We start from the raw sequence: 16687 nt of genomic DNA, 5'->3' as shown, positions 1-16687 counted from the left end.
CACCCTCGCCCGCTGCGGTCCGCCCGCGCCGTACCGTCGCAGGGTCACCGCACGTCCGCGGTGCCAGCAGCCGAGCCGCCAGGGGAGACTCCGTGCCCACACCCGTCACGACCAGCAGTGCGCCGTGGAACCACGTCCCCGTGATCGAGGCGGCCGACGACCACTCCGTCCTCGACCGGTGGGACCGGGTCGTGGCGGCGCACGGCGACGCGCTGGCCCTGACCGGATCGGGTCCCGACCGGACGTTCGCCGAGACCGACCGCGCCGCGCGGTCACTCGCCCGGGTGTTGGCGTCGACCCTCCGGCCCGATGACCACGGCGGTGCCGGCGTCGGACCGGTCCGCGGTGGCGCGTCTCGGCCCGTCGGCCTGATGAGCGGGCAGACCGCGGACACCGTCGTCGCGGTCCTGGCCCTCGTGCGGGCCGGACGGACGGTGGTGGTCCTGGACGACCACCTGCCGGCGGCTCGGCTGACGCACGTCGTGCAGCTCGCCGGCGTCGAGGAGATCGTGGCGACCGCAGCCCTCGCGGACCGGGCGACCGCGGCCCTCGGGGACGTCGACGGCCGGGTGCACCTGCTCGGCGCAGTGCAGGCCGAGGCGGCGGTGCTGGACGAGGCGACGGTGCAGGGCGAGGCTGCTGCGGCACACGACGACGGGTTCGCGCCGGACCCGGCGCCACGACCCGGTGGGAGCGACCCGCTCGTCATCGTCTTCACCTCCGGGTCGACCGGCCTGCCGAAGGGCGTCGTCGTGACGCACCGGCAGCAGGTGCGGGACGCCGAGGCCGACGCGGTGGTGCTGGGCTTCGGGCCCGGCGACCGGCTCGGCATCGCGGCGCCGCTGTCGTTCACGGCCGGGCTCATGTACGCGCTCGCCGCGCTCATGGACGGCAGCGCGGTGGTCGTCCTGGAACCGCGGGACCGCGGCGTGGAGGGCACCCTCGCGGACCTCGAGGCGCACGGTGTCACCGCGATGCTCTGCACCCCGCACATGCTCCGGTCGATCGTCGGCAGCGTCGCCGGCGCCGGCCGTGGACCCCGGGCGGGACTCACCGGCCTCCGCATCGTCGTCACGGTCGGGGAACCGAGCGCCGGCACCGACGTCGCCGCGGCTCGACCCCACCTCGGGCCGGACACGGTGCTCGTCAACGGCTTCGGTGCCAGCGAACTGGCGAGCGTGGCGTTCTGCCCTGTGGGTCCGGACGACGCGGTCCCCGACGGCGTCGTGCCCGCCGGTTGGCCGATCCCCGGCAAGTCGCTCCGGATCGAGCGCCCCGACGGCAGCCTGGCCGAGGTCGGCGAGACCGGGGAGCTCGTGGTCGTGGGCGACGGGCTGACCACCGGCTACTGGGGCGCACCCGACCAGACGGCGCAGCGCCTCGGCCGCACGGACGACGGCACCCCGACGTGGCGGCAGGGCGACCTCGCCAAGATCGACGAGGCCGGGCGACTGGTCCTCCTCGGCCGGGTGGACGACGCCGTGAAGGTGCGCGGCTACCTGGTGGAGCCGAGCGAGGTCGAAGCGGCGCTCCGGGCCGTGCCCGACCTCCTGGACGTCGTCGTCACGGCGCTCGTGGAGCCCCCGGCGGTGACCCGGCTGGTCGCGTACGTCGTGCCCCGGCCCGGCCACCGCACCCCGGCGCCCGCGGCGCTCCGCAAGGCGCTCCGGGAGCGCCTGCCCGAGTACATGGTGCCCGCGGCCATCGTCCCGATGACCGAGCTGCCGCGCAACGAACGCGGCAAGGTCGACCGGTCCGCACTGCCGGGCGCCCCCGAGGTCGAGGCCGACATGACCGAGGCGACGTACGACCAGTGGGAGCTCGTCCTCGGGCAGATCTGGGCCGAGGTGCTCGGGCTGCCGGGCGTGCCGCTCGACGAGGACTTCACCGCGCTCGGCGGCGACTCCCTGTCGGCCGAGGAGATGCTCGCGGTCGTCCAGGAGCGGCTCGGAGTGGACCTGCGGTCCTCCGAGCTCCTCGAGCACCCCACCCTGCGCCAGTTCGCGCGTCGGGTCCGGTCCGGCACGAGCGCGCTGCCGAGCCACCCGGACGTCGTGAAGGTCTCCACCGCTCGGACGCCGGGCCGGCCGCCGGTCTTCTGCTTCGCGGGCGGCGGTGCGCTCGCCCTGACCTTCCTGCCGCTCTCGCGGCACCTCACCGAGCACGACGTCTACGCGTTCCAGCAGCACGGTCTCGAGCGCCGGGGCGTGCCGGACTGGAGCATCGAGCGGAGCGCCCGGCGCTACCTCGCGCTCATGCGGGTGGTGCAGCCGCGCGGCCCGTACCTGCTCGTCGGGCACTCGCTCGGCGGCCTCGTCGCGCTCGAGATCGCACGGCTGCTCGTGGAGAACGGCGAGCAGGTCGCGCACCTGGCGCTCCTCGACACCTACCTCCCGCGCACGAAGAGCGAGCAGGCGCGCCTGCTCTTCAGCCGGATGGAGCCGCGCCCGCCGCGGAACCCGGCCCTGCGTGCGCTGCGGACGGGTGTGGACCGCGTCGCGGGGCGCATCATGCCCGCGGGCGTCCCGTACGGCGCGCAGGCCGCGAAGCGCCTCCGTGCGTACGCCGCCGGCGTCGTGCGCTTCGGCGGGCAGGACGACTTCGACGCCTTCTTCGACCAGGCCGAGATCGTCACCCGACGGCACCACCCGACACCGTTCCGCGGGCGGTCGACCTACGTCCTCGCCGACGCGAACCCCGATGCGGACGGCTGGGGCGCGATCCTCGTCGGTGACACGGCGACGGTCCGCATGGCGTGCGAGCACACCTCGTTGCTCCGCGAACCGCACGTCGCCGAACTCGCGGCGGCGCTGCGCGCCGCGTTCGCGGACGCACCCGTCACGACCGGTTGATCCCGGCTCTGCGGGGCGCGACCCCGTGACGGCCTGGAGGCGCGTGTCGAGCCCGGCACGCGCCTCCAGGCCGTCGTCCGGTGGGCCGGGGAACCGCGGCCGGCACCGGTTGCGGGTTTCCGTATCCGCACCCGAGGGTCCGCAAGCGGCCCCGCAGCGCATTGACCGGCCATCCCGGCGACGCGAGGGTTGAGGCACAAGGGGGAGGACCCGCCCTCTTCGCCCTCCCGGCGGCGTCGTACCCGCGCCCCTGCCGGACCGCGGACCCCGCGTCCGCGCCACGTCCGAACGCACCGAACACGGCAACCTGAACCCGACAGGAGCACGTCCAATGCCCGCCAACACCGTCCGACCCGCAGACCCCCGGGTCTCCGTCGTCATCCCGGCACGGAACGAAGCCCGCAACCTCGAGATCATCCTGCCCAAGCTGCCCCCGGTGTACGAGGTGATCCTCGTGGACGGCAACTCGGTCGACGACACCGTCGCGACCGCGCAGCGGCTCATGCCCGACATCCGCGTGGTGCACCAGACCCGCAAGGGCAAGGGCAACGCCCTCGCCTGCGGGTTCGAGGCCGTGACGGGCGACATCGTCGTGATGTTCGACGCCGACTGCTCCGCCGACCCCGACGAGATCCCGCGTTTCGTGCAGGCGCTGACGGACGGTGCCGACGTCGCCAAGGGCACCCGCTACGCCCTCGGCGGTGGCAGCGACGACATCACGATCGTCCGCAACCTCGGGAACCGCGGGCTCAACATCGTCTGCAACGCCATCCTCGGAACCCGCTACAGCGACCTCTGCTACGGCTACAACGCCTTCTGGGCGGACACCCTGCCGGCCATCGGGCTGCTGTCGTCGACGCTCCCGAAGCCGACCGACGGGTCGATGCTGTGGGGCGACGGGTTCGAGATCGAGACCGTGCTGACCTGCCGCTGGTCGGCCGCGGACCTCCGCATCGCCGAGGTCGGCAGCCACGAGAAGCTGCGGGTGCACGGGGCGAGCAACCTCAACGCCGTGACCGACGGCATCCGCGTGCTGACGTCGATCATGCACGAGCGCCGTCGCGCGTCGCAGGCGAAGAGCCGTGCACGTGTCGCCGCCGCCGCACTCACGCTGCCGGCGCCGGTCTCGCCGATCGACGCGCCGACCGGCGAGATCACGGCACCCGTCAGCGCCGCCACGGAGCCGGCCGTCGTCGACGCCCGCGCGCTCGACGGGGACCTCGCGTGACCAGCGTCGCCGTCGTCATCTGCGCCTACACGCAGCTGCGGTGGGGCGACCTGCAGGACAGCGTCGAGTCGGCGAAGCGCCAGCCCGAGCACCCCGAGGTCGTCGTCGTGATCGACCACGAGCCCGAGCTGTACGCACGGGCGAAGGCGCGATGGCCCGAGCTGCGCGTCGTCGAGAACGCCGAGGACCGCGGTCTGTCCGGCGCCCGGAACACGGGGGTCGCGCTCACGGACGCCGACGTCGTCGCGTTCCTCGACGACGACGCCACCGCGGACGACGACTGGCTCGGACACCTCCTCGCCGCGCTCGAGGACCCGGAGGTCGTCGGCGTCGGCGGACGCGCGACGCCGTCCTGGCCCGACGCGACCGGCTCCGGTCCGTACTCCGACGAGCTGCTCTGGATCGTCGGCTGCAGCTACGCGGGCCTCCCCGAGACCGCCGGCGACGTGCGCAACGTCATCGGCTCGAGCATGGCGTTCCGCCGCGAGGCGGTCCTCGCCGCCGGTGGGTTCCGCTCCGGCATCGGCCGGGTCGGCAACCAGCCGCTCGGCTGCGAGGAGACGGAGCTCTGCATCCGGCTCGCGCAGGCCCGGCCGGGCACCCGGATCCGGCACGAACCCCGGTCGAACGTCTCCCACCGCGTCTCCGCGGACCGGGTCACCGTCCGGTACCTGCGGCGCCGCAGCTACTACGAGGGCATCTCGAAGGCCGTCCTGAGCCGTCGTGTCGGCACGGGCGACTCCCTGTCGAGCGAGTCGACGTACCTCACCCGGGTGATCCCCGGGGCGATCGCCCGTGAGCTGCGGGCGGTCGGCCGAGGAGGCGGCGTCCGCGCCGCCGCCATCGTCCTGTCGGTCGCCTCGACGATCACCGGGTACGCGGTCGGCCGGCTCCTCGGCGGCGTCGTCGTCAGCGCACCCGTCACCCCCGCGGTCCGCCAACCGATCGGCACACCATGACCAGGACGACCCTCAACCGGGTGCTCCGCCCCGTCGTCGACACGTCGCTCGTGCCGACCTGGGACGGCGCCGTCTGGATCGGCGAGGTCGACCGCGCCGAACTCCACGGCGGGGGCCACCGCGACGCCGTCGGCCTCGCCGGCGCCGAGGGCTACCGGCGCGCACGACTCCTCGTGCGCGACCGGGGCGAGCCCGTCGGCTTCGTCGAGGCGGAGGTCGCCGACCGCCGCCGCGTCGGACCCTCGATCGAGCTCCGCACCCTGGAGCGTGCCGTCCGGCACATGCTCACCCCGGAACGACGTCCGGCCGCTGATCAGGCGTTGCCGTCCGTCACCGTGGTGCTCTGCACGGACGGGGACGCGGGCGCGACCATGCGCTCGGTGCTGGCGTCGCGGGGCGTCGAACTCGACGTCGTCGTCGTCTCGACCGGCGCCGACGGCGACGGCCGCACCGAGATCGGCGGCCGGACCGTCACGACCGTGCCGGCCCCGGGCGGCGGACTCGCCGCGGCCCGGAACGCCGGACTGCTCGCCGCGACCGGCGACGTCGTCGCCTTCCTGGGCAGCGGGGCCGTCGTCGACCCGGACTGGGCGGCCGCCATCGCGGCGCCGTTCCTGCAGGACGACGACGTCGCCTGCGTGACCGGCCTGGTGCCCACCGCCGAGATCCGCACCCCGGCGCAGCGCTGGCACGACGAGCACACGCCGGCGGCGCGGACGATCCGGCGGCGGGTGTTCCGCCGCGAGGACGAACCGGCCGACGCACCCCTGCACCCCTTCGCCGCCGCCGCGTACGGCACCGGCGCCAACCTCGCCGTCCGCCGCCGTGCCGCGCTCGCCATCGGCGGGTTCGACACCGCATTCGGGCCGGGGACCCGCGTCGGCGGCGGCGACGACCTCGACCTCTTCACCCGACTGCTGTTCGCGGGTTCCGCGATCGCCGTCGAACCCGCCGCGATCGCCTGGTGGCGCCCCGCGGACGACTCCTCGTCGCTCCGCCGCACCGCCGCCGCGCACGGCCACGGACTCGGAGCCTGGATGACCAAGAACGCCCTCGACCGCGACACCGTCGCCGCGACCGTCGACACCGTCCCCGATGCCATCGCCGCGTTCGCGCGGCTCGGACTCGAGCAGGGCGACCCGGTCACGGAGCTCGGTGGCGAGCGCGGACGTCGCGTCGCCGGACGGGTCCCGAGCGGAGCCACCGCGGTGGCGGCGTCCGGCGCGACCGCGGTCGACCCGGGGCCCGCCTCGGTCGAGGCCGCTTGGACCGACACCGCCCGCCGACTGCGTCGCGTCGAGCGGCGCTCGGTCGTGACGGCGCCGTTCCTCGCGCTCGCCGAACGCCTCGGGGGAGCGGGCACCATCGACCGCACCAGCCGGGGACGGCACGAGCTCGCCACGGCTGCTCCCGCTCCGGTCGCGACCGGGGTGATGGGACCCGCCGCCCGGCTCACCGCCGCGGCCCTCGTCGTCGTCACCCTGCTCGCTGCTGCGATCGGTGCCGCGTTCGACGTCCCCGTGCTGCGCGGTTCGGCCGTCGGCGTGTTCCTGTTCGCCGTCGTCGGGATCGCCCCGATGCTGCTGCTGCGCCCGATGCCCCTCGCCCGGTTCACGCTCTTCGCGGTGTCGACGTCGATCGTCGGCACGATCGCGATCGGCTACACCATGGCCACGGCCGGCCTGTGGGCGCCCGTGGTGCCCTTCGCCGCCGTGGTGCTGCTCACCGCGATCGCGGTCGCCACCGCCGTGCCGCGCGACCTCCGCGACCTGCACCGGCAGCGACTCGATCGTGCCGCGCAGCCGGACGGCCGCCGCTGGACGTGGACGACCACCCGGACGGTGACCGCTGCGTCGGGCGCGGGGCTGCTCGTCGTGGTGGTCGCAGCCGTCACGCACGTCGGCGACCCCGTGCCGGACGGCCTGTTCGGCTCGCTCGGGATCGGTCTGCCGGTCGGGCTCGCCCTGGTCGTCGCGGCCGCCGTCGTGGCGCTCGTGCGCGGCAAGGGCGTCGCGGTGCCGGTCGTCGTGCTCGGCGGCGTCGTGCAGCTCGCGCAGGCCATCACGTACGGCATGCCGACGGTCATGGCCGCGGCCCGGCACATCGGCGTGCTCGAGTACATCCGGCAGTTCGGCCGCACCGACCCCGCGTCGGACATCTTCCAGACCTGGTCCGGCCTGTTCGCCGGCGGTGCGTGGGTCGCGGACGTCGGTGGCATCGTCGACGCGATGACCATCGCGGCGTGGGTGCCGGTCCTGCTGGCCTTCACGACGACCATCGGCGTCGGCGTGCTCGCGGCGCACTGGCTGCCAGGCGCCCGTCGACCGTGGATCGCGGCGTTCCTGACCGCCATGACGGGGTCGCTCAACACGACGTACTTCTCGCCGCAGTCCACCGGGATCCTGCTGTCGGTCGCGATCCTCGTGCTCGCCACCGGAACGCTGCGCCGCGCCACGGTGACGGGCGAGGACGGCGAGCCGGTGACGGTCCTCCGTCCGCAGGCGGTCGGGCTGTCCCGGCTGATCGGCATCGCAGCGATCAGCATCGTGCTGGCCGTCACGCACCAGATCTCGCCGTACCTGACGGTGGCGGCGATCGTCGTGCTGGTCGTGTTCCGCCTGCTCCGCCCCTGGTGGGTGTCGCTCGTCGTGCTCGTCCCGGCGGTCGTGTTCGCGCTCCTCAACGGCAGCATCCTCGACAAGTTCCTGTCGCTCGCCGCGGTCGGCCAGGTGCTCACCAACGTCCAGCCGCCGGCGCACGACATGACCGTGCTGCCGAAGCCGCTCGTGACGCGGCTCGCGTTCGACGTGCCGGCGGCCGCGCTCGTGGTGCTCGGACTCGCCGCGATCATCACGGTCCTCGTCCGTCGCGACCGTGTGCACTGGGGGCTGCTGCTCGCCGCCGCGAGCCCGATCTCGCTCCTCGTCGCGACGAACTACGGCCAGGAGGGCATCTTCCGCGTCGTGCTGTTCGCGACCCCGTGGATCGCCGTCCTCGCCGCCGGCCTGCCCGTGCCCGGAGGTCGTCTCGCCTGGGCGGGCCGGCTCGTCCGCCGCGTCGGACGTCCCGTCGCGGTCCGGTTCGTCGCCGCCACGGTCCTCGTCGCCGGGCTGGTCGCCGTCGGGTCCTTCGGGCAGACTTCGCTCGACTGGAACCGGGTCCCGACCCGGAGCCAGGCCGCCGCGATGCAGTTCTACGACCGGACCGCGCCGAAGGGTTCGATCATGTTGCTCACCGGGTCGGCGAACGCCGTCCCGAGCAACATCGGGTCCCGGTACTTCGACGTCGGCGCGCTCTCGCGCGAGGTGTTCGGTGCCTACCCGGCCAGCGAGGACTACGACGCCACGGCGGACGTCTCGAACGTCACGCGCAAGCTCGTCAGCACCTGGGCGGCGACGAAGTACTACGCGATCGTGGCCGCGCCGTTCGGCGCCTACGACGAGCGGTACGGGTACCAGAGCGAGTCCGACTACCGGGAGCTGTCGGCCGCCATGGCGGACTCGCCGTACTGGAAGCCCGTCTGGTCGTCCGGCACGACCGTCGTGTACGAACTCACCCCCGAGGGGCTCCGCCATGGCGCAGCCTGAGGAGCCGCAGCGCCGACGGTCAGGGTCGGTCCGGTTCGTCACCGCCGCGGTGACGGCCCTGACCGTCGTGCTGGCGATGACGACGGTGCTCGGCGCGCGTGACGCTGCGGACGCGGCGACGACCGACCCCGGGGCCGGCGCGGACTGCCGCGCCGGACGGGTCCTGGACGTCGTCGCGCACCCCGACGACGACCTGCTCTTCCAGGGCACAGACCTGCGGGCGAGCATCGAGGCGGGCGCCTGCGTCCGGACCGTCGTCGTGACCGCCGCCGACGCGGGCTACCCCGCGTGGTACTGGCGCGAACGGCAGACCGGACTGGTGGCGGCGTACGCGTCGATCGCCGGGGTCGACCCCGCGACGACCACGAGCACCATCGCGGTGGCGGGCAAGTCACTCCGGCTCGAGACCCTGACCGCGGACCCCCGCCTCAGCCTCGTCTTCATGGACCTCCCCGACGGGAACCTCGGCGGGAACGGCTTCTGGGCGACCGGGTACACGAGCCTGCAGCAGCTCTACCAGGGGTGGGTGCAGACCCTCTCCACGATCGCGGACGCCCCGTCCCCGGCGACCTACACGCTCGCTGAGCTGCGCGCGACGATCGCCGGCCTCGTCAGCGGGTACGCGCCCACGGCCGTCCGGACGCTCGACCACGCCGGCGGGTACGGCGACGGCGACCACAGCGACCACCACACCGTGGCGTACCTCACGGACGCGGCACAGCGGCAGTACACCGGAGCGCACACGTTCACCGGGTACATCGGGTACCCGATCGAGGGACGGCCGACGAACCTGACCTCGGCCCAGGTCGCGGCGAAGTCGTCGGCGTTCTTCACCTACGCCGCCCACGACAGCGAGACGTGCGCCACCTGGACGGCGTGCTCCTCCCGTCCCGAGTCGTCCTGGCTCCAGCGGCAGTACACGGTCGGACAGGCGGATCCGTCGCAGCCCACGAACCCGTCGGATCCCGGCAGCGACCGCACCGACGTCACGGGGTCGGCGACGGTCACCGTCAGTGCGGAGAACCCCGCGGACGGCCAGACCGCGGCGAAGGCCGTCGACGGCGTCGTCTCGGGCTACCCGGCGAACCCGTCGGCGGAGTGGGTCGCCCCGAACGGTCGCGCCGGGACGTGGATCCAGCTGTCGTGGTCGTCCGCGAAGGCCCTGTCGAGCATCGACCTCGCGGACCGACCGAACAGCGACGACCAGGTCACGGGCGGCACGCTGACGTTCTCCGACGGTTCGAGCGTCGCCGTCCCGGCGCTGCCGAACAGCGGCACGCTGCAGCAGGTCACCTTCGCGGCCCGATCGGTGACGTGGGTGCGCTTCACCGTCACCTCGGTCAGCAGCAGCACCCGGAACACCGGGCTCGCCGAGTTGCGGGCGTACACGTCCGGCTCCGGGTCGACGACCCCGCCGCCGACGACCGTCGACGTCACGTCGGCGGCGACCGTGACCGCGAGCGCCGAGAACCCGGCGGACGGCCAGACCGCGGCGAAGGCCGTCGACGGCGTCGTGTCCGGCTACCCGGCGAACCCGTCCGCCGAGTGGGTCGCCCCGAACGGTCGCGCCGGTACCTGGCTCCAGCTCACCTGGCCGTCGTCGACGTCGCTGACGGCCATCGACCTCGCCGACCGGCCGAACACGACCGACCAGGTCACCGGCGGGACCCTGACGTTCTCGGACGGGTCGAGCGTCGCGGTGTCGGCCCTGCCGAACGCCGGCACGGTCCAGCGGGTGTCGTTCGCCGCCCGGAGCGTGACCTGGGTGCGGTTCACGGTGACGTCGGTGAGCAGCGGGACCCAGAACGCCGGGCTCGCGGAGATCCGGGCGATCGGCGCGTCGGGCACCGGCAGCACGCCGACGCCGACGCCGACGCCGACGCCGACGCCGACGCCGACGCCGACGCCGACGCCGACGCCGACGCCGACGCCGACGCCGACTCCGACTCCGGCGCCTCGCGACGTCACGGGGTCGGCCACCCCGACGGCAAGCGCGCAGAACCCGGCGGACGGGCAGACCGTGCAGAAGGCCGTCGACGGCGTCGTGTCCGGCTACCCGGTGAACCCGTCGGCGGAGTGGGTCGCGCCGAACGGCCGGTCCGGAACCTGGATCCAGCTCACCTGGGCCTCCGCGCAGCGCCTCGGCCGGATCGAGCTCCACGACCGCCCGAACACCACCGACCGCGTCACGAGCGGCACCTTGACCTTCTCGGACGGTACGAGCGTGCGCGTGGGCTCGCTGCCGAACGACGGCTCGACGCTGAACGTCGACTTCTCCGGGCGGACCGTCACCTGGGTGCGGTTCACCGTCACCGGCGTCTCCTCCGGCACCCAGAACGCCGGGCTCTCGGAGGTGCGCGCGTGGACGACGACCTGACCCCGCCGTCCACGCTGACGACCGACGCCGCCTCGGCGCACGGTGCCGCCCCCGCGCACGGTGCGGGTCACTCGAGGCACCTCCGCCCGGCCGGCCCGGGCCGCCGTCGCCTCGGGCTGGCCGCGGGCGCGGTCGTCGTCACCGCCGGGATCGTCGCCGCGGCCGCCACCGGTGCGTCCTCGGGCACCGCGGTCGACCCCAGTGGTGAGACCATGCCGACCGCAGTTGCGGCCGGGTGGACGCGGGCGTTCTCGGAAGACTTCGCCGAGCCCACCGCGACCGGCGGGTTCGAACAGCCCTACGCGGACCGGTTCTCCGTGTACCACGGCTTCGCCGACACCGCGGGGACCGGTCGCTACTCCGCGTCCGCACTGACCGCGCACGACGGCGTGCTCGACATGCGGATGCGCACGACCGCAGGCGGGACCCCGCTCGCGGGTGGGATCGTGCCGCTGGTCGACGGCAAGTGGGGCGGCCAGACCGCCGGCCGCTACAGCATCCGCATGCGCAGCGACGAGGTCGACGGGTACGGCGTCGCGGTGCTGCTGTGGAGCGACCGGAACGTCTGGGCCGACGGCGAGGTCGACTTCCCCGAGGGCGCACTCGGAGCGCCCGCGTGGCTCAACGTGCACTGCCTCGCCGCGCCCGCGGAGAAGTGCGTCCACCTCGAGACCGCGGCCTCGCTGAAGGACTGGCACACGTACACGATCGACTGGACGCCGCAGCGCATGACGTTCTCGATCGACGGGCACGAGATCGCCTCGACGGACAAGGACATCCCGGTCGAGCCCATGCACTTCGTGGTGCAGGCCGGGTCGCTCGGTGGTGTGCCGCCGAAGGAGTCGGACGGGTCGCTGCTCATCGACTGGATCACGGTCGACGTGCCGAAGGGTTGACCCGACCCGGCCGACGCGCCCGGCCCGCGGCGCGTTCCGGGCGAGCCGCGCTACGGTCGCGGGGTGGTGGACCTGGACCGACGGCTCGTGGACCTGTACGACGTGGACAACCCGGACGGTCCGGACCACGACTTCTGGCGCGGTCTCGCCGACCACGTCGGCGCCCGGAGGATCGTCGACCTGGGCTGCGGCACCGGGATCCTGACCGTGACGCTCGCCGGTGTCGACCGCGACGTGCTCGGCGTCGATCCCTCGGCCACGATGCTCGACGCCGCGCGACGACGTCCGGGCGGCGGGAGCGTCTCGTGGATCCTCGGTGACAGCCGCGACGTGCCGGCGGAGCCCCGCGACCTCGCGCTGATGACGGGGAACGTCGCACAGCACATCGGGGACGCTGCGTGGCAGCGCACACTGCGCGACCTGCGGTCCGTGCTCGTGCCGGGCGGCACCGTGGCGTTCGAGAGCCGGAACCCCGCCGCGCGGGCCTGGGAGGCCTGGACCTCCGACGGGCGGTCGACCCGGGTCACGGCGGCCGGTCCGCTCGAGGAGTGGTCCGAGGCCACCGAGATCGCTCCGGGCGTCGTCCGTCTCGTGGCGTCCAACCGCTTCGTCGACACGGACGAGACCCTGGCGTACAGCGAGGACCTGCGGTTCCGGGGCCACGACGAGCTGCTGCGCGACGTCGGCGCAGCCGGCTTCGAGGCGGTCGAGGTCTTCGGGGACTGGCAGCGGGGACCGCTCCGGGAGGACAGTCCGGTGATGGTGTTCGTCGCGTCGGCCGTCGGCGACTGAGCGCCGCCGCGGGCGCTCAGCGTCGGGCGTGCTCCTCGAGCGCGGCGAGGAGGGCAGCGACGTGCGGGGTCCGGCCGTACCGGGCACTGACCCACTCCCGGCAGCGGGCCCCGAGCGACGGGTCCGTCGCCGCCTCTTCGAGCACGTCGACGATGCGGGCCGCGAGGGCCGCCGCGTCGCTCGGGTCGACCGTGTACCGCGCCCACTCGCCGGAGAGGATCTCGGCCGTGCCGCCGGACGCGGCCGCGACCACCGGCGTGCCGGTCGACATGGCCTCGACGACCGTCCTGCCGAAGCCCTCGGGTTCGACGGACGGGACGACCACGAGGTCCGCGGCGTGCAGGAGCGGGAGCACGTCGTCACGCTCCGGGAGCAGGACGACCGAACCCTCGGGGAGCGCGTCGACGGCCCGCTGGACGGCCGCCTCCTCGTCGGGGTAGAGCGCGCCGGCGAGGACGAGGACGGGTGTGGTGTGTGTCGCGCCGCCCGCGGTCGGGCACGTCACCCGCCGTCGGACGGGAGCCGACGAACGGACGCGACCCCATGCCTCCAGGAGGGCGACCACGCCCTTCCCGCGGCTGAGCCGGCCGTAGTAGAGCACGACGGGGGCGTCCTCGGGCAGCCCGAGGCGCGCTCGCGCGTCGCGGGCGGCGGACTCGGTCGCCGGGGGGAACTCGGCGGTGTCGACCCCGTTCGGCACGATCGTGGTGCGGTCACGGGGCGCCCCCACGGCGGCCCACGCGTCGGCCATCGCGGCGGACACGGCGAGGTAGCGGGTCCGGCCGCCGGCGAAGGGCCGCAGCCGCCCGTAGTTCGGCGCATGGTGCAGGTGCACCGCGAGCGGGACACGGGACACGGCGGAGACGACGCGACCGTAGGGCAGGTACTCGGGCCGGTTCAGCCAGATGACGTCGGGTGCCCAGCTGCGGAGCCGCAGCCCTTCGCGGACGAAGCGGACGACGTCCCGCAGCGCGGAGCGGACACCGAAGCGCGGGTCGGTGCCGTGCACGAGCCGGACGCCGAGGCGTTCGAAGGCCGGACGGCCCTCACCCGCCCGCGGCATCCCGTCGTCCCGGTGCCAGACGAGGACCTCGTGGCCTGCGGCGACGAGCTCCTCGGTGTCCTCGAGGACGCACCGCTCCAGGCCGCCGGTGATCGCCAGTCCGGAGGTGACGAGAGCGATGCGGAGCGGCCGTCCGGTGGTCATGCGGTCCCTCCTCGGGCGGCACGGAGTCGGCGGATGAACCATGGCAGGCACGCGACGGCGCCGGCCATCCGGAAGCAGTTCCAGAACAGGTCCTGGGGCACGAACAGCGACGCGACGGCGACCGTGAGGCCCGCAGCCACCGGCACGACGATCCGCCACCCTGGCCCGCGCCATGCCCGACGGTCGGGGAGCACCGCCTGCTGGAGGGCTGCGAGCACGACGTAGGCGACGACGGTCGACACGGCGGCGCCCGCGAGGCCGAGCCACGGCACCAGGAGGATGTTCGCGCCGATGTTCACGGCGCCGGCGATCGCGGCGATGACGCCGACGGCCACGCCCCGCCGTTCGATGACGAGCAGGCGTCCGGTCGCGCCGCTCGCCACCACCGGCAGCGCGGTCACGGCGACGATGAGCACGACGACGGTCAGCTCGTGCACCCGGTAGGACGCGGGGGCGAGGATCGGCAGGGCGACGGGCGACACGAGCGTCACGGCGAGCAGCACCGGCGCGAGCATGCGGTACAGCTCGTCGCGGGAGTGCATGGCGAGCTCACGACGGGCGACGGCGTCGCGGAGCGCCGCGAAGTGGGGTGCCCACGCCTGGTTCGTGAAGGAGAGCAGGAGGATGACGGCCGACCCGACGACGTAGGCGATCTGGTAGCGCGCGACCTCCTCCGGGCCGAGGAGGCGCTGGATGACGATGCGGTCGCCGGCGTTCAGCACGAAGTACGACAGGTTCCCGAGCGCGATCGGGATGCCCAGCCGGAACGCCCGGGCGGTGGTCTTCCGGTCGAACAGCCCCGCGATGCGGGGACGGGTCGCGACGATGCCGATCACCATCGCGATCCCCTGCGCCACGACCCCGCCCCAGGCGTAGGTCACCGCGTCGGCGTGCACGAAGGTGAGGAGGCCGAGCCCGATGATCGAGCCGCCGATCGACGACAGCAGGCTCGTGACGGCGAAGACACGGATCCGGTCCTGCGCCACGAGGAGCGCGAGGGACAGCTGCACGACCGCGGCGGGACCGACCCAGAGGACGGCGATGAGCAGCAAGGGGTGCTGCCCGACGAACCCGGCGGCGTCGCCCCAGACCGGGATGGAGACGAGCGAGACCACCGTGACGAGGACCGCGGTGGTGATGCCGACGCTCAGCAGGCCCCGCGCACGCCGGTCGTCCCCGTCCTCGGCGCGCTGGAGCACGGTCGCCTGGTCGAGCCCGGCCACGGCGAGCACCCCGAGGGCCTGGTACAGGGCGATCGCGGACGCGAGCACCCCGAACTCGGCCGGGGGCATCAGGTGCGCGAGCACGGGGGAGATCAGCGACGACACGACGAGCTGCATCGACCAGACGACGACGTACAGCAGGCCCCGGCCGAAGAGGACCGACGACACCGTGCGCGTCGAGCCGGTGGCGGGTGCCGGGTCCGTGCCGGCCGGGTCCGTGCCGGCGGCGGGGTCCGTGCCGGTGGCGGGGTCCGTGCCGGTGGCGGGATCCGCGACGGCGGTGGGTTCCGCGACCGCGGTGCCGGTCGCGGCGGCGGCCTCGCGCGCTGCACGGGCCTCGCGGCGGGTCGTCGGCTGCGCGGCCCCGGTGTCCTGCGACGGCATCACGAGGGCACCACCTCGGCCGCCACGCGCTCGGGTCGTGTCGGCCGCAGCCCGAACGCCGCGTCGACGAGGTCGAGCAACTCCGAGCTCCGGTCGGTCGAGAACTTCCGTGCGAACAGCTGCGGGACCTCCCGGGCCTCGGCGACGGGCTGGGTCCGCCACTGGAACAGCCGGCCGGCGTCCGCGATCGTCAGCCACGGCGGGCTCTTCATCGCGGAGCCGTCCCACCCGATCCACCACAGCGAGTGCGGCAGGTGGGCCTGGCGGAAGCCCGGCGTCAGCGACTCGGTCCAGAGCACCGACGGCACGAACGTCTCGTCGGCGATCCACACGCGCTGCCAGAACCGGACGAGGTCCGGCCGGGTGTCGACGGCGCGCACGACGGCGTCGGCGTGCTCCCGTGCGAGGACCTTGAGCTGCGACCCACCGGCGGGCGTGACGCCGCGGGGGAGTCGACGCGGGACGGGGACACGGATCATGTGCTTGCGCCACGCCCAGTGCGGGAACCGCAGGCGCGGCAGGCCGCCCCCACGGCCCCACTCCGACCACGGCAGCGGGTGCACGCCGAGGAACGAGGTCCCGTGGTTCGCCTCGAGCAGCGCGGTCAGCTCCGCCGGGTTCCCGAGCGGGTAGTCGCTGCCGGTGAGGACCGCGACGTGCGACACGTCCGTCTCCGCGAGGGCGGCCCGGTAGCCCTCGACCTCGGCGGCGACGTTCTCCCAGCGCGCCCAGCCGGTGCGCATCCGCGGCAGCAGGCGCACCCGTGCGGGCAGGTCGGCGGTCATCGCGGCCCACACGTCGTCCGGCGTCCGCGCGTCGCAGTGCAGGAACACCGGGAACGGGTCGAGCGCCTCGATCAGGCGACGGACGTGTGCCGGGTCCTCGTGGGCGAGGACGACGCACGCCACGGCGGGGGAGTTGGCCATGTCCGCGACGCTACGGTGGCCGCCGAACACCGACAAGGCGGGGTCGGACCGGGTGCGGGGAAGCAGCGGTTTCCCGCACCCAGGCCCCTGATCAGCGTTTCTTGCGGAACCGGGGGCAGTCGCAGAGCGCGCAGTCGGTGCCGGGACGGTAGTGCTCGTGCGCGTCCCGCACGTGACCGCAGACACACGTCGGGGCGTCCTCGAGCACGACTTCGAGGACGGCGGAGGACTCGGGCATCGGGTCCAGCGGCATGCG

Annotated in this window: 11 protein-coding genes; 7 read left to right on the top strand and 4 right to left on the bottom strand. The window is 74.2% G+C overall.

The features are described 5' to 3' along the window. Positions 1–92: 92 nt before the first annotated feature. The 7 genes from MON03_RS10320 (at position 93) to MON03_RS10290 (ending at position 12691) form a co-directional block, all read left to right on the top strand. Positions 93–2852 carry an alpha/beta fold hydrolase gene (locus MON03_RS10320; protein WP_242088282.1) on the top strand — a complete coding sequence of 920 codons (2760 nt, stop codon included), beginning with the start codon at positions 93–95 and terminating at the stop codon, positions 2850–2852. 331 nt (positions 2853–3183) lie between these two features. Next, the gene (locus MON03_RS10315; protein ID WP_175328996.1) at positions 3184–4080 is read left to right on the top strand and encodes a glycosyltransferase family 2 protein; all 897 of its coding nucleotides are present in this window, start codon (positions 3184–3186) and stop codon (positions 4078–4080) included. After that, positions 4077–5039 (top strand): glycosyltransferase family 2 protein, encoded by a 963-nt coding sequence (locus MON03_RS10310; RefSeq protein ID WP_022902116.1) that lies wholly within the window; start codon positions 4077–4079, stop codon positions 5037–5039. The genes MON03_RS10315 and MON03_RS10310 overlap by 4 nt, the downstream gene beginning before the upstream one ends. Next, a complete protein-coding gene (locus MON03_RS10305) occupies positions 5036–8626 on the top strand; it encodes a glycosyltransferase family A protein (protein ID WP_242088281.1) in 3591 nt (1196 codons plus the stop codon). Before MON03_RS10310 ends, MON03_RS10305 begins: the two co-directional genes overlap by 4 nt. Continuing rightward, positions 8613–11003, top strand: coding sequence for a DUF7402 domain-containing protein (locus MON03_RS10300; protein WP_242088280.1), 2391 nt, complete (start codon positions 8613–8615; stop codon positions 11001–11003). Before MON03_RS10305 ends, MON03_RS10300 begins: the two co-directional genes overlap by 14 nt. Next, positions 10988–11899: a glycoside hydrolase family 16 protein gene (locus MON03_RS10295; protein WP_175329000.1), complete on the top strand. Its 912-nt coding sequence runs from the start codon at positions 10988–10990 to the stop codon at positions 11897–11899. The genes MON03_RS10300 and MON03_RS10295 overlap by 16 nt, the downstream gene beginning before the upstream one ends. Before the next feature lie 63 nt (positions 11900–11962). Beyond that, positions 11963–12691 carry a class I SAM-dependent methyltransferase gene (locus MON03_RS10290; RefSeq protein ID WP_022902585.1) on the top strand — a complete coding sequence of 243 codons (729 nt, stop codon included), beginning with the start codon at positions 11963–11965 and terminating at the stop codon, positions 12689–12691. A 16-nt stretch (positions 12692–12707) separates the two neighbouring features. Here the strand turns inward: MON03_RS10290 and MON03_RS10285 are convergent, their stop codons facing one another. The 4 genes from MON03_RS10285 to MON03_RS10270 all read right to left on the bottom strand — a co-directional run bounded on the left by MON03_RS10285 (position 12708) and on the right by MON03_RS10270 (position 16684). Further along, positions 12708–13898, bottom strand: coding sequence for a glycosyltransferase family 4 protein (locus MON03_RS10285; RefSeq protein WP_022902584.1), 1191 nt, complete (start codon positions 13896–13898; stop codon positions 12708–12710). Beyond that, a complete protein-coding gene (locus MON03_RS10280; RefSeq protein WP_242091456.1) occupies positions 13895–15505 on the bottom strand; it encodes a lipopolysaccharide biosynthesis protein in 1611 nt (536 codons plus the stop codon). Before MON03_RS10280 ends, MON03_RS10285 begins: the two co-directional genes overlap by 4 nt. Then, the gene (locus MON03_RS10275) at positions 15505–16431 is read right to left on the bottom strand and encodes a beta-1,6-N-acetylglucosaminyltransferase (RefSeq protein WP_242088279.1); all 927 of its coding nucleotides are present in this window, start codon (positions 16429–16431) and stop codon (positions 15505–15507) included. The genes MON03_RS10280 and MON03_RS10275 overlap by 1 nt, the downstream gene beginning before the upstream one ends. A 91-nt stretch (positions 16432–16522) precedes the next feature. Continuing rightward, on the bottom strand, positions 16523–16684 hold the full coding sequence (locus MON03_RS10270; RefSeq protein ID WP_022903341.1) for a hypothetical protein: 162 nt from the start codon (positions 16682–16684) through the stop codon (positions 16523–16525). Positions 16685–16687 lie beyond the last annotated feature (3 nt).

This window comes from Curtobacterium sp. DN_7.5 (genome assembly GCF_022655355.1).
Classification (GTDB): Bacteria; Actinomycetota; Actinomycetes; order Actinomycetales; family Microbacteriaceae; genus Curtobacterium; species Curtobacterium luteum.
The sequence above is the reverse complement of the archived record's forward strand: the minus strand, read 5'-3'. Positions and strand labels throughout refer to the sequence as shown.

Excerpts from the sequence above, each read along its gene's own strand:
- MON03_RS10315 (WP_175328996.1), top strand. The coding sequence starts at position 3,184 with ATGCCCGCCAACACCGTCCGACCCGCAGACCCCCGGGTCTCCGTCGTC.
- MON03_RS10305 (WP_242088281.1), top strand. The coding sequence starts at position 5,036 with ATGACCAGGACGACCCTCAACCGGGTGCTCCGCCCCGTCGTCGACACG.
- MON03_RS10300 (WP_242088280.1), top strand. The coding sequence starts at position 8,613 with ATGGCGCAGCCTGAGGAGCCGCAGCGCCGACGGTCAGGGTCGGTCCGG.
- MON03_RS10285 (WP_022902584.1), bottom strand. The coding sequence starts at position 13,898 with ATGACCACCGGACGGCCGCTCCGCATCGCTCTCGTCACCTCCGGACTG.
- MON03_RS10280 (WP_242091456.1), bottom strand. The coding sequence starts at position 15,505 with ATGCCGTCGCAGGACACCGGGGCCGCGCAGCCGACGACCCGCCGCGAG.
- MON03_RS10275 (WP_242088279.1), bottom strand. The coding sequence starts at position 16,431 with ATGGCCAACTCCCCCGCCGTGGCGTGCGTCGTCCTCGCCCACGAGGAC.
- MON03_RS10270 (WP_022903341.1), bottom strand. The coding sequence starts at position 16,684 with ATGCCGCTGGACCCGATGCCCGAGTCCTCCGCCGTCCTCGAAGTCGTG.